This window comes from Neisseria subflava, assembly GCF_003044935.1.
GTDB classification, from domain to species: domain Bacteria; phylum Pseudomonadota; class Gammaproteobacteria; order Burkholderiales; family Neisseriaceae; genus Neisseria; species Neisseria subflava_E.
In genome coordinates this window covers 359,543-371,744 of record NZ_POXP01000001.1, presented here as the reverse complement: position 1 = coordinate 371,744, position 12,202 = coordinate 359,543, and the positions used below count along the sequence as shown (strand labels likewise).

Here is a 12,202-nt window from a genome sequence, read left to right as displayed (position 1 = left end):
TAATAACCTTATTGCAGCACTTGCAGGCTGCCGTCTTTCATGGTCATTACCCTGTCGAAACGCTCAGCCAGCTCATCATCATGGGTCACTACAATCAGGCTGGTGTTCAATTCGCGTTTCAAATCCAGCATCATGTCCAGCACATTTTGCGCATTTTTACGGTCAAGGTTCCCCGTCGGTTCATCCGCCAACAGGCATTTCGGCTTATTAACCAAAGCACGGGCAATCGCCGCACGCTGACGCTCGCCGCCGGAAAGTTCGCTTGGACGGTGCAGCATACGCTTGTCCAAGCCGACCTTCTTCAGCATCTTGACAGCCTTCTCCTCGGCCATAGCCTTGGGCATTTTGCCGATTAAAAGCGGCATCATGACATTTTCCAACGCAGAAAACTCAGGCAATAGATGGTGGAACTGATACACAAAGCCCAAATAACGGTTGCGCAATTCGCCCAACTGTTTTTGGCTCAAACCGCCCAAATCCTGATCCATCAATATTACCTTGCCTTCAGACGGCATATCCAAGCCACCAAGAAGGTGCAGCAACGTAGATTTACCGCTGCCTGATGAACCGATAATACTCACGCTTTCCGCTTCGGCAACTTCAAAATCCAAATGATTCAACACTTGTACATTCAATGCGCCGTCATTATAGCTTTTGCCAACGCCGATACATTTCAAAATTGTCTTACTCATAACGTAAAGCCTCCGCGGGTTGGGTTTTCGCAGCACGCCAGCTCGGATACAGTGTGGCGATAAATGCCAAGCCAAGCGAAATGCAGGCAATAACGGCGACATCCTTCAAATTCACATCACTAGGCAGGTAATCGATGAAATAAACCTGTGAGTTAATCAAATGCACGCCAAACAGGTCTTCAAAAAATGCGACAATCTTACCGACATTCCAACCCAGCAATACACCGCATACGACACCAACAAGCGTACCAAAGAACCCCGCAAAAGCACCCTGCACCAAGAAAATCTTCATGACGCCGCCCGGGGACAAACCCAACGTACGCAAAATTGCAATATCGGCTTGCTTTTCCGTTACCGCCATTACCAAAGAAGAAACGAGGTTAAACGCAGCAACCGCGATAATCAGTGTCAAAATGATAAACATCATGCGTTTTTCCAACTCAACAGCTTCAAAATAGCTGCGGTTGTTAAACGTCCAGTCACGCACCCATACTTCATCTTTTTTAGCATCAGGAATCAACTTGGCAATGAAAGAGGGCGCATTCTGAGGATCAGCCAGTCGCAAACGCAGCCCACCGACATTTTCTCCCAGTCGATACAAGACTTGTGCATCCTTGATATGCGTCATGGCCAAGGTATTATCGACCTCATAAACACCGGTTTTTACCACACCAACCACATTAAACTGCTTCAAGCGTGGCACCACGCCGGCAGGAGTAACATTACCCTCTGGCGTAATCACTGTAACCTTGCCGCCAATCTCCGTGCCCAATGCCTCAGCAAGCCCTTGACCCAAAATAATATCAAATTCGCCCGGCTTCAAATCGTCAAAACTGCCGGCCGGCATATCCTTGCCGTAATCAACGACATTTTTTTCTTCAGACGGCAAAATACCGCGTATCTGCACACCGCGCACTTCGCCGGCATTGGCAAGCAAAGCTTGATCGGAAACATAAGGCGCGCTAGCCAACACTTCCTTTTTGCCTTTTACAAATTCGCGCAAACTCTGCCAACCCGGCGCACTGCCGACATCGTAATAGCCGATTTCCGCATGAGGTGCGACATTCAACAATTGACCGCGTATCTCTTTCTGAAATCCATTCATTACCGATAACACCACAATCAGAGCCGTTACGCCCAAGGCGATACCGGCGATTGAAATCATGGTAATAAATGACATAAAGCCGTTGCGTTTTTTCGCACGCAGATAGCGCAGGCCTATCCAAGTTTCTAAAGAAGCCATTCAAAAATGCCTCATTCGTTTGTCAAAAAATACTTATTGTACCGTAAAACCGACAGGTCGTCCGATTGCCCGACTGATGTAGCATTCAAGGATAAGGTGTATGTAAAACCATGTATCTTCCCGTAAATTCCGCCGAAAAACTTGCACAATCGGCCAATCGCCCTTATTCTGAAGCTGTGACACACTTTGTCACCATCAAAAAGGAAATACACTAATGAACAGCAAAAAATTCTTGGCTCTCGTATCCGTAGCTGTAGGTTTATCATTCAGCTTCAATGCATATGCCGCCAAAGAAATCAAAATCAGTTCAAACAATACCGCTTACTCCGACGCCGATGTTCAAAAACTGGCAGCCACTGCTGTCGGCATGGGCGTAAAAGAACCTGTCAGCCTCAACAGCGGAAACGGTGTTGTTACCGTATCCGGCAGCAGCGCAACCAAATGCGCATTCAAAGTCGGCAACGGCGATACTCCTCAAATTCAAGGCGTCAGCTGCAAATAATCTGATTTAATCAATGAAAAGGCCGTCTGAAAAACATTCAGACGGCCTTTTTATATTGGCATTTAAGATTGGATATTTCTTCTATCGTAAACAGCTTGTGCCAAAGTACCGGCATCCACATATTCCATCTCGCCGCCCAAAGGGATTCCCCTTGCCAACCGGCTGACTTTATAAGGAAGATTTTTAAACAATTCCGCCAATATATATGCTGTCGCGTCGCCTTCGGCTGTGAAGTTGGTTGCAATGATAATTTCCTCAATATCACTCGCCTGCAAACGGGCCACCAGCTTATCTAATGCGACTGCCGAAATATCCATCCCCTGCGCCGGGCTGACTTGCCCCATCAAAACAAAATACAGGCCATCATGGCAATTGGCCGCCTCCATGCTGGAGACATCCGCCGGCATATGCACAATCATCAAACGGCTTTTATCGCGTTTTTCGTCTGCGCAAATTTCACACAAATCGCCTTCGCAAAATGTATTGCACATCCGACAATGCTGCACCTGTCTCAAGGCAAACTGCAAAGCATCCACCAACTCCTGCGCTTCTTCGCGTTTGTACTGTAAAAGCTGGTAAGCCATGCGTTGAGCGGATTTCGGGCCGACATTAGGCAGGATTTTTAATGCATTAATCAAGCGGACAAAGGCATCAGGATTTTTACTCATGATTTCAGACGGCCTTTAAAAAGATAGCTAAAAATAAGAAAACAGCCGGAATTCATCCGGCTGCCCTACTCTAATATTCTGCTTATTCGGCAGCATTATTAACTTGTTGTGCACCTTGCGTACGATCGATTTTCTTATCCAAATACTGGAGCAAGGCATCGAAAACATTGGCGGAAAGCTGCTGAACCAAAGCCTGTTTGGCAGCCGGAATCTGTGAATCGGCATTTTCAGGAGCAGAAATGCTCTGAACTTCCATAATCACTGGTGCAGGCATACCTTCCAACAATGCGTACGCAGGTTTACCGCCGACAGGGTGCGCTTTCAACAAAGCTGCATAAGCCTCCGGAGACATGGTTTTACGTGCATCTTGCGCACTCAATTGAGAAACAGGCGACCATTGAACATCGGCAGCTTTACCGGCTTTCAATGCGGCCAAAGTTTCCTGGGCTTTTTTCTCTGCCAGTTTGGCGGCTTCAGAGCGCTGATATGCTGCACGGACAGTGTCTTTGACTTCCGCAAATGGTGCGATTTTCTCTTCGCGCACTTCTTTCGCACGAATGACCCAAACGGTTTCGTTGTTGATGGCAATGACTTCAGAATTGTGTTTTTTCTTCAGTACATCATCACTAAACGCGGCATTAATCAACGCTTCAGGCAAGCCGGCTTCTTTCGCGCCCGCTTTGGTCACCCATTCATCCAGGCTTTCTACTTTCAAACCTGAATTGGCAGCTGCTTTTGCCAAAGAAGATGGATCATTGAAGGTATCTTCACCCAGTTTTTCTTTAGCGGCATTAAAGGCAGAAGCCGCTTTTTTCAGTTTCAAGGCTGCTTCAATACGCGCTTTGGCTTGTTCCAAAGTCGGCTCAGCTTCGACATTCAAAACTTTAATGACGTGATAACCCAAAGACGATTTAACGGTATCGCTGACTTCGCCTTTGCCCAATGCAAATGCCGCTTTATCAAATTCAGGTCCAAAGCCACTGCCACCGCTTTTGCTCAGGTAGCCCAAATTGCCGCCTTTATTGCTGCTGGACAAATCTTTGGAGTACTTGGCTGCCAGCTCAGCAAAAGCATCTGGATGCGCTTTGAGCTCTGCAGCCATTTTGTCTACTTCGGCTTTAATTTCCGCATTGCTTGCTTCATCTCCGTTAGGCATGACCGGAATGAAAATATGCGCAATTTCGGCTCTTGGCGACAAATCTACACTTTTGCTGTCGTAAGCTTTTTGTACTTCTTCCGCACTGACGGTTTGCTTATCAGCCAAATCTTTGATGTTCAAAGCCACATATTCCAGCTTAACGGCTTGAGGAATCAAGTAATCTTTTTTATGCGCTTCATAATACTTTTGCAAAGCCGCATCATCTACTTTTACTTGTGCCGCAAATGCTTCAGGGCTGAAAGTAAATGACCGGATGGTACGTGTTGCTTGAGTCAGGTTAATCAACTGACGCGCTTGCGCATCGCTGACCAAAGCACCGTTTTGCACCAAATTCAACAGATTTTGCAATTGGAACTGTTCGCGGATATCTTCAACAAACTGATCCTCTGTCATTTTGCGCTGATCCAAATACTTCTTGAGCAAATCCTGACTAAATTTGCCGGAAGCATCATGGAAATTCGGATCATCCACGATAACTTGCTTGATTTGTTCCTGAGACACAGCAATGCCCATCAGCTTGGCACCCTGCTTCAGGTAAGCACGTTGCAATAAAGATTGGAATATAGCATCACGCGAAGGCGCATTATTGCCGGCAGCCTGCTCATTCTGTATCGCAATCTGTAAAGCATGCTCGCTGACCTTCTCATCCCCGACTTTGACAATGTAATCAGAACCCGGCGAAGACAAGTTATTGGCACCGAATCCGATAAAGGTCAGACCGATGATACCTAAAACAATCTGGGCGGGTGTTTTATATTTTTCAACAATATGGAACATATTTATCCGAAAGAAAAGTTTGGCGCGGCAGCCGGAAAATGCTGCCGCAAAAATCTTAAAATCCTGAAAACAGGCTCAAAGCGCGTATTGTAACGTATTTTTTCGAGGCTTGCTTTTTTCAGACGGCCTAAAAATCTAAAAATACCTTATCCGAAAATTTCCTGATACGCTTCTACTGAAAATCCGACATGAACCTGTCCTTCTTTGACCAATACAGGCCGCTTGATGATGCTGGGATTTTCCACCATTAAAGCAATCGCACCTTCTTTTGTGGCGGCAGATTCTTGCGCATCTTTATCCAACTTGCGCCAAGTCGTGCCTCTTTTATTGAGCAAAATTTCCAAAGCTACCTGCTCCATCCAGCCATCAATCAATTCGGCAGTCGGGGCGTTTTTCTTAAAATCTACAAACTCAAACTCAATGCCGTTTTCCGCCAACCAACTGCGCGCTTTTTTAACCGTATCGCAATTGGGAATACCGTATAGTTTTATCATCTTATTTATCCTTGGTTTTATTCATAAAATCACAAATTCAGGCCGTCTGAAATTTTTCAGACGGCCTGAATTGAATGCAGCTTATTTCTTAGCAGCTTTCTTCACTTTAATCTTCACGCTTTTGCCTTGAGCATTATTTTTACCCCCTGCTTTGACGGAAGCTGTTTTCGCCTGCACTTTTTTCTTGCTTACGGCTTTAGGTTTGCTTGGCTTGGCCGGCTTGGAGGCAGGTTTACTTTTCACCTTGCTCTTCTTTGCCTTCACAGGAGCGGCCAACGCTTCATCAATTTCTTTAGCCGAAAGTTTACGCTTACGCTTTTCGACAGGTTTGTCAGCAGCTATCGGCTTGCTCACAGGTTTTGCTTTTCTACTGCCACGTTTCTTACCGACCGAACCGCCGCTGACTAAGGTCAAATCAATCTTACTGGTATCCAAATCGGCACGAGCGACTTTCACAGTGACCGTATCGCCCATGTTGAAACGGACACCGCTGCGTTCGCCCTCAATCGCCATAATTTCAGGACGGAAGTTGAAATAATCTTCTCCCAAATCGCTGATATGTACCAAGCCATCGATATGAATATCGTCCAACGTTACAAAAATACCGAAGCTGGTCATGCCCGAAATCTTGCCACTAAAGACTTCGCCGACTTTGTCGCGCATATAATAAGTTTTCAGCCAGTTTTCCACATCGCGGCTGGCATCATCTGCTCGGCGCTCACAGAAAGAGGTATGCACGCCCAAAGCCTGCCAGGTTTTATTGGGTTGGTAAGTTTGTCCGTTCAACACAGCCTTGATGGCACGATGGACCGTCAAATCAGGATAACGGCGGATAGGCGAAGTAAAGTGTGTATATGCGCTATAAGCCAGACCAAAATGACCGTCGCAATGCGGCTCATAAACCGCCTGCTGCATAGAACGCAACATCATCACTTGCAACAGCTCCGCGTCCGGACGGTTTTTAAATTGCTCGGCAAGCGCAGCATAGTCTTTCGGCGTCGGATTATCGCCGCCCCCCAAACTCAGCCCCAGTAAACCAAGCTGCTCGCGTAAAGTAGCCAGTTTTTCAGGAGTCGGGCCCAAGTGATTGCGGAACAAAGCCGTATGTTTGTTTTTCAGCAAAAATTCTGCCGCGCAAACATTCGCTGCCAACATACATTCTTCAATCAGCTTGTGCGCATCGTTGCGGACGACGGGAACAATCTTGTCGATTTTACCGTTGTCATCAAAAATCATCTGAGTCTCAACGCTCTCAAACTCAACCGCGCCACGCTCAAAACGTTTTTTCTGTAAGATTTTAAATAACTGATACAGAGTATCAATTTGCTGCTTAAACGGATGATCCTGGCCGTCTGAAATCCAATCCCAAACTTGATTGTAAGTCAGTCGCGCATGAGAACGCATTACTGCCGGATAGAAACGGTATTCCTTGATATTGCCTGCATAGGTAATCACCATATCGCACACCATACACAGGCGTTCGACATCAGGATTGAGCGAGCAGATACCGTTGGACAACTTCTCCGGCAGCATCGGAATCACGCGGCGTGGGAAATACACGCTGGTACTGCGTTCCTGAGCATCTACATCAATTCCGTCATCAGGACGGACATAATGGCTGACATCGGCAATCGCTACCACCAAACGGTAATTGCGGCCGACTTTTTCAGCAAAAACCGCATCGTCAAAGTCCCGCGCAGTTTCGCCGTCAATGGTTACCAAAGGCAAATCGCGTAAATCCACGCGCCCTTTCAAGTCGGTTTTACGCACATGATCAGGAATTTTCTTCGCGGCTTTGACACATGCTTCGCTGAATTGATGAGGCAAATGGTGCTTGCGTACAGCGATTTCAATTTCCATACCGCTGTCGGCATAATCGCCCAACACTTCAATCAGCTTAGCCACTGCAGGACGATGCGCTTCAGGATACGTCTCAATTTCAGCCACAATCACTTGGCCGGATTGCGGTTTAAAGTTCGCCACACTTTCAGGCTCTAACACGATACTTTGGCTCAAACGCTTGTCTTCGGCCTCCAAAATAGCCACACCGCGATCCATATAAAAACGGCCGACCACTTTAGACTGCGCACGCTCCACCACATCCAAAACCGTACCTTCACGACGGCCTCTGCGGTCGATACCAGCAGGACGCACGGTAACAATATCCCCATGCATCACGCCACGCATCTGACGCTCATACAAAACAAAATCGCCCTCGCCTGTCGGCGTTAGCGGCACGGCAAAACCAAAGCCGTCTTTATGCGCCTCGACACGGCATTTAACCAATGCCAATTTTTCTGCCGCACACACCGCGCCACGTCTGTTAATCAACACCTGACCATCACGCGCCATCGCTTTCAGACGGCGTTCGAAGAATTCATATTCATCTTCTGCAATCGACAATTCATGTGCCAAAGCTTCGATTTTGGTCGGCACACCTTTTTGTTCCAATAATTCAATAACCCATTCGCGGCTGGGCAACGGATGAGCGTAACGTTGTTTCTCCCGCTCCAAATACGGGTCTTTTTCTCGTAAATTTAAAGATTTAGTATTTTTGTTCATTTTGATAGTTGACATTCTTTTTTTAAAATATATAATAGCTGCTTCTTCGCAGTTCAGGTAGTCAACTCTACCTTAAATTGAAGAATAAAGCAAAGCCCAGGTGGCGGAATTGGTAGACGCGCTAGCTTCAGGTGCTAGTGTCCTCACGGGCGTGGAAGTTCGAGTCTTCTCCTGGGCACCAAATAATTTGGTGCTTCTTTGCTTAAGAAAATTTAAATTGCCCAGGTGGCGGAATTGGTAGACGCGCTAGCTTCAGGTGCTAGTATCCTCACGGGTGTGGAAGTTCGAGTCTTCTCCTGGGCACCACTGATAAATCAATCAGTCAAGTTTTACATTATTCTGATAACAAGTCAGGATAATAGTCCACAGAGAGGTGGATGAGTGGTTTAAGTCGCACGCCTGGAAAGCGTGTATACGTGAATAACGTATCGAGGGTTCGAATCCCTTCCTCTCTGCCAGATACTAAAGACACCAGCTAACGGTGTCTTTTTTCATATCCGCCCTTCTTAAAAATATTACACCACACTTTTATTTCTATTACCCTCTAATCATAAACCTGCCACTCATTCTTATCTTATACTAAACCTTAATGATTAAAGGCTGTCTGAAAGTTTTCAGACGGCCTCTTTCTTAAAACCTACCAAATCCCAAACCATTGTTTATCAGACTGCTTTTTATTACCGTTCTGCTGCTCGTGGTTTTGACGGCGAAATTGCCAAGGCGCTTGCGGATTATCTTTTTTCCATAAACCTTTACGTTTTTCCTTGGCTTGTTTTTGTGCGGCCGAATAGTCAGTGTAGGCAGTTTTACTTTGTTGTTTTTTGGCATAACTTTCATAATGCCATGCGGCGCCATCCCGTATCTGCATTAAATTCAAGTTAATCGTGCCGACTGATACTTGGGCAACTTCGCGCTGGTAGCGATCGGCTTCAAACACGCGGACTTTGGCTTTTTTATTCAATGCAGCATCAATCAGATTGTCTCGTGATTGCGTACCATAAGCCTGATTGATTTCTGGTGCATCGATATGGGCCATACGGATTTTATGTTTCCTGCCGTCGCTATCGATAATGTGCATGGTATCGCCATCATGGATTTTGATGATTTTTCCGTTGTATGTGTAGGATTGTCGCGATGACTTTTGTTTTTGTTCCGGTTTAGGTTTAGGTTTAGCTTCGGCTTTGGTGTCAGATGTGGCTTTGACGACATTTTTTCCCAGCCATTCATTGACCTTTTCCAAACCGATATTGTCGCCTTGTGCCAATGTTGCAGCAACGCTTACCCCGGTACGAATCAACTCGGTATCGCGTGAGCTGTAACCAAGCGCGCCCAACACGGATAAAACAACGGGCAACCATTTTATAATTTTACTGATTTGCATATTTTGCCAAATTGAAGGCCGTCTGAAAGACCTGATGCACTTTCAGACGGCCTTTAAAATTGATTAATCTCCATTAATCCTGACAAGGCAAGATGACTTTTGCACCTTCTGCCGTACCCAAAACCAACACATCGGCGGCATCGCGGGCAAAAATACCGTTTTCGAGTACGCCGGTGATTTTGTTGATTTCGTCTTCCATTTTCAGGGCTTGGTCGATATTGAGGCCGTGAACATCGACGATTTGGTTGCCATAGAAAGTAGTATAGCCGACACGCAACTCAGGTTGTCCGCCCATGGCAAGCAGTTTGCGCGACACCAGCGAACGGGCATTTTCAACGACTTCGACCGGCAATGGGAATTTTCCCAAACGGGAAACGTATTTGCTTTCATCAGCGATACAGACAAATTTATCGGATGCGCTGGCCACGATTTTTTCGTTCAAATGCGCACCGCCGCCACCTTTAATCATTTGCAGCGCGTGGTTGACTTCATCTGCGCCGTCAACATAAACCGCCAAACCCATCACTTCATTCAGTGAAACTTCTGGAATCTCGTATTTTGCCAAAAGCTCGCTGGATTTTTTAGAAGTAGATACGGCACCCTTGATTTTCTTACCGCTTTTACCCAAAGCTTCGATAAAAAAGTTGATGGTAGAGCCGGTACCGATACCGATGTATTCGTTTTCAGGAACATATTCCACCGCTTTTTCGGCGGCAATGCGTTTAAGTTCGTCTTGAGTTGCCATATTGTCAGTCTTTCAGTTTGAATAATAAAGTAATTTTAAGCTCTTAGGCTTTAATCAGCAATACTGCCGCTTGTGCTTCAATGGCTTCCATACGTCCCAGATAGCCAAGTTTTTCGTTGGTTTTACCCTTGATGTTCACGCAGTTTTCAGGCAAACCCAAATCTGAGGCAATATTGGCGCGCATTGCCGGAATATGTGGCGCAAGTTTTGGCTTTTGCGCAATCACGGTCGTATCGACATTAACCACCTTCCAACCCAATGCCTGCACGCTTTGATAAGCCTCGCGCAACAGCACACGGCTGTCAGCATCTTTGAACTCGGCGGCAGTATCGGGAAAATGGCTGCCGATATCGCCCAAACCGGCCGCACCCAACAGAGCATCGGTAATCGCATGCAACAGCGCATCGGCATCTGAATGACCCAGCAAGCCTTTTTCAAACGGAATGTTTACGCCGCCGAGTATCAAATCTCGCCCTTCGACCAACTGATGGACATCGTAGCCCTGTCCGATACGGATATTCATGTTTGCTTCCTTAAATAATGGGTTTTGATTGTTCAGACGGCCTTGAGCAACAATCTGACAATGTATTCGTCTTGCGGCAGCGTCAATTTTAAATTACGCGTATCGCCCTGCACCAAGCGCGGCCGGATACCCAGTTTTTCAACTGCTGACGCTTCATCCGTAATCTCACTCAAATCATCAACCGATAAGGCGCGATTTAATAAGGCCGTCTGAAAAAGCTGCGGCGTTTGCGCCTGCCATAATCCTGCGCGTGCAACGGTTTCATCAATATGATGACTGCCGTCTGCCCGCTTGAGCGTATCGGCCACCGGTATGGCCAGAATACCGCCCTCATTGCTCTCTTCAGCCTCATCAAGCAAACGTGTTAATGCTTCAGCAGGCAAGCAACAGCGCGCGGCATCATGAACCAAGATATTGTCTTGTGCCTCGGCCAAACCTTGTTCTAATAAAGTAGATACGCCATTGCGTACCGTTTCGGCACGACTTGCGCCGCCTACTCGAAAGACGCGTACTTTCTCAGACAGGGCAGTCTGAAAAACCGAATCTTCCGGCGAAAGAATAACGGCAATTAAATCTATGCGGGGGTGTTGCTCAAAGATTTCTATGGTATGTTGCAATACGGTTTTACCATTGATTTCAACATATTGTTTTGGTTTTCCTGCACCAAATCGCGCTCCCACACCGGCAGCAGGAATCAAAGCGATATTGCGGCGTATCATGCTGACGCTCCGGCATTGGCCTCATCAGGCGTTTCAACCTTGCGCCATACACACGCTTCTCCCAAATCGTCCAAATATTTTTCATGTGCGGCCAGCTCGTCCGCATTGGCTTTGATGACTTTCAACTGCGACGTACGTTTGGTTTCCGCAATAACGGTTTGTTTGACTTCGCCCTCTTCTTCCGACTCGCCGCCCATCAGGTCGAACTGCTGACGCGTCATGGCAAGATAGACTTCACCCAAAAGCTCACAGTCGATTAACGCGCCGTGCAAGACCCGTTTGCTGCGGTCAACGGAAAAGCGGTTACACAACGCATCCAAGCTTGCCTTTTGTCCCGGAAACATTTCACGTGCCATAGCCAGCGTGTCGGTCACTTTACAACCCAGTTCCTCAATAGAAGGCAAGCCCATGCGGCGGAATTCCATATTCAGGAAGCCGACGTCAAACTTGGCATTATGGATAATCAGCTCTGCACCACGTATAAAGTCAGCAATCTGTTTACCCACTTGGGCAAACGGCGGCGCATTCTTCGCTTCCAATACTTCAATCGTCAAACCATGCACCTTCGCCGCTTCCTCCGGCATATCGCGTTCGGGGTGGACATATAAATGAAGGTTGGAGTCGGTCATTTGGCGGTTGATCATTTCCAAGCCGGCAAATTCGACCAGACGGTCGCCGTTTTCAGGATAAAGACCCGTAGTTTCCGTATCGAGGATAATCTGACGTTGGCTCATGGT

The 12,202-nt window shown here is 46.9% G+C and carries 12 protein-coding genes and 3 tRNA genes; 4 read left to right on the top strand and 11 right to left on the bottom strand.

The features are described from left to right. Nucleotides 1-8: 8 nt before the first annotated feature. Both lolD and DBY95_RS01830 read right to left on the bottom strand, forming a co-directional pair. On the bottom strand, nt 9-692 hold the full coding sequence (lolD, locus tag DBY95_RS01835) for a lipoprotein-releasing ABC transporter ATP-binding protein LolD (RefSeq protein ID WP_107723180.1): 684 nt from the start codon (nt 690-692) through the stop codon (nt 9-11). Beyond that, the gene (locus DBY95_RS01830) at nt 685-1,935 is read right to left on the bottom strand and encodes a lipoprotein-releasing ABC transporter permease subunit (protein WP_063075294.1); all 1,251 of its coding nucleotides are present in this window, start codon (nt 1,933-1,935) and stop codon (nt 685-687) included. The genes lolD and DBY95_RS01830 overlap by 8 nt, the downstream gene beginning before the upstream one ends. A gap of 214 nt (nt 1,936-2,149) precedes the next feature. Between DBY95_RS01830 and DBY95_RS01825 the strand changes: the two genes are divergently transcribed. Then, nucleotides 2,150-2,437, top strand: a complete 288-nt coding sequence (locus DBY95_RS01825) for a hypothetical protein (RefSeq protein WP_003683377.1) — start codon at nt 2,150-2,152, stop codon at nt 2,435-2,437. 62 nt (nt 2,438-2,499) lie between these two features. Here DBY95_RS01825 and recR read toward each other — a convergent pair whose 3' ends face one another. The 4 genes from recR to rnr all read right to left on the bottom strand — a co-directional run bounded on the left by recR (nt 2,500) and on the right by rnr (nt 8,112). Then, nucleotides 2,500-3,105, bottom strand: coding sequence for a recombination mediator RecR (gene recR / locus DBY95_RS01820; RefSeq protein ID WP_107723179.1), 606 nt, complete (start codon nt 3,103-3,105; stop codon nt 2,500-2,502). Between the two features lie 82 nt (nt 3,106-3,187). Then, nucleotides 3,188-5,041: a SurA N-terminal domain-containing protein gene (locus DBY95_RS01815; RefSeq protein ID WP_107723178.1), complete on the bottom strand. Its 1,854-nt coding sequence runs from the start codon at nt 5,039-5,041 to the stop codon at nt 3,188-3,190. 146 nt (nt 5,042-5,187) lie between these two features. Continuing rightward, nucleotides 5,188-5,535: an ArsC family reductase gene (locus DBY95_RS01810; protein WP_107723177.1), complete on the bottom strand. Its 348-nt coding sequence runs from the start codon at nt 5,533-5,535 to the stop codon at nt 5,188-5,190. Nucleotides 5,536-5,616: 81 nt separating this feature from the next. After that, nucleotides 5,617-8,112: a ribonuclease R gene (rnr, locus tag DBY95_RS01805; RefSeq protein ID WP_199903844.1), complete on the bottom strand. Its 2,496-nt coding sequence runs from the start codon at nt 8,110-8,112 to the stop codon at nt 5,617-5,619. Between the two features lie 79 nt (nt 8,113-8,191). Here rnr and DBY95_RS01800 point away from each other — a divergent pair. The 3 genes from DBY95_RS01800 (at nt 8,192) to DBY95_RS01790 (ending at nt 8,555) form a co-directional block, all read left to right on the top strand. Beyond that, nucleotides 8,192-8,278: transfer RNA gene (locus DBY95_RS01800), tRNA-Leu, on the top strand. A gap of 38 nt (nt 8,279-8,316) precedes the next feature. Next, nucleotides 8,317-8,403, top strand: a tRNA-Leu gene (locus DBY95_RS01795). 61 nt (nt 8,404-8,464) lie between these two features. Then, nucleotides 8,465-8,555 (top strand) — tRNA-Ser (locus DBY95_RS01790). Between the two features lie 179 nt (nt 8,556-8,734). Here DBY95_RS01790 and DBY95_RS01785 read toward each other — a convergent pair. The 5 genes from DBY95_RS01785 to dnaQ form a co-directional block, all read right to left on the bottom strand. After that, complete coding sequence (locus DBY95_RS01785) at nt 8,735-9,478, bottom strand: thermonuclease family protein (protein ID WP_107723176.1); 744 nt, start codon at nt 9,476-9,478, stop codon at nt 8,735-8,737. A gap of 73 nt (nt 9,479-9,551) precedes the next feature. Beyond that, the gene (gene rpiA / locus DBY95_RS01780; RefSeq protein WP_107723175.1) at nt 9,552-10,223 is read right to left on the bottom strand and encodes a ribose-5-phosphate isomerase RpiA; all 672 of its coding nucleotides are present in this window, start codon (nt 10,221-10,223) and stop codon (nt 9,552-9,554) included. 43 nt (nt 10,224-10,266) lie between these two features. Then, complete coding sequence (gene ispF / locus DBY95_RS01775) at nt 10,267-10,746, bottom strand: 2-C-methyl-D-erythritol 2,4-cyclodiphosphate synthase (protein WP_107723174.1); 480 nt, start codon at nt 10,744-10,746, stop codon at nt 10,267-10,269. Nucleotides 10,747-10,778: 32 nt separating this feature from the next. Further along, nucleotides 10,779-11,465 carry a 2-C-methyl-D-erythritol 4-phosphate cytidylyltransferase gene (gene ispD, locus DBY95_RS01770; protein WP_107723173.1) on the bottom strand — a complete coding sequence of 229 codons (687 nt, stop codon included), beginning with the start codon at nt 11,463-11,465 and terminating at the stop codon, nt 10,779-10,781. Continuing rightward, nucleotides 11,462-12,199: a DNA polymerase III subunit epsilon gene (gene dnaQ / locus DBY95_RS01765; protein ID WP_107723172.1), complete on the bottom strand. Its 738-nt coding sequence runs from the start codon at nt 12,197-12,199 to the stop codon at nt 11,462-11,464. The genes ispD and dnaQ overlap by 4 nt, the downstream gene beginning before the upstream one ends. Nucleotides 12,200-12,202 lie beyond the last annotated feature (3 nt).

What these genes read in the sequence shown, in the direction of transcription:
- rpiA (WP_107723175.1), bottom strand. Translation starts at nt 10,223, where the DNA reads ATGGCAACTCAAGACGAACTTAAACGCATTGCCGCCGAAAAAGCGGTG.
- dnaQ (WP_107723172.1), bottom strand. Translation starts at nt 12,199, where the DNA reads ATGAGCCAACGTCAGATTATCCTCGATACGGAAACTACGGGTCTTTAT.
- ispF (WP_107723174.1), bottom strand. Translation starts at nt 10,746, where the DNA reads ATGAATATCCGTATCGGACAGGGCTACGATGTCCATCAGTTGGTCGAA.
- DBY95_RS01785 (WP_107723176.1), bottom strand. Translation starts at nt 9,478, where the DNA reads ATGCAAATCAGTAAAATTATAAAATGGTTGCCCGTTGTTTTATCCGTG.
- ispD (WP_107723173.1), bottom strand. Translation starts at nt 11,465, where the DNA reads ATGATACGCCGCAATATCGCTTTGATTCCTGCTGCCGGTGTGGGAGCG.
- DBY95_RS01815 (WP_107723178.1), bottom strand. Translation starts at nt 5,041, where the DNA reads ATGTTCCATATTGTTGAAAAATATAAAACACCCGCCCAGATTGTTTTA.
- rnr (WP_199903844.1), bottom strand. Translation starts at nt 8,112, where the DNA reads ATGTCAACTATCAAAATGAACAAAAATACTAAATCTTTAAATTTACGA.
- DBY95_RS01810 (WP_107723177.1), bottom strand. Translation starts at nt 5,535, where the DNA reads ATGATAAAACTATACGGTATTCCCAATTGCGATACGGTTAAAAAAGCG.
- DBY95_RS01825 (WP_003683377.1), top strand. Translation starts at nt 2,150, where the DNA reads ATGAACAGCAAAAAATTCTTGGCTCTCGTATCCGTAGCTGTAGGTTTA.
- recR (WP_107723179.1), bottom strand. Translation starts at nt 3,105, where the DNA reads ATGAGTAAAAATCCTGATGCCTTTGTCCGCTTGATTAATGCATTAAAA.
- lolD (WP_107723180.1), bottom strand. Translation starts at nt 692, where the DNA reads ATGAGTAAGACAATTTTGAAATGTATCGGCGTTGGCAAAAGCTATAAT.
- DBY95_RS01830 (WP_063075294.1), bottom strand. Translation starts at nt 1,935, where the DNA reads ATGGCTTCTTTAGAAACTTGGATAGGCCTGCGCTATCTGCGTGCGAAA.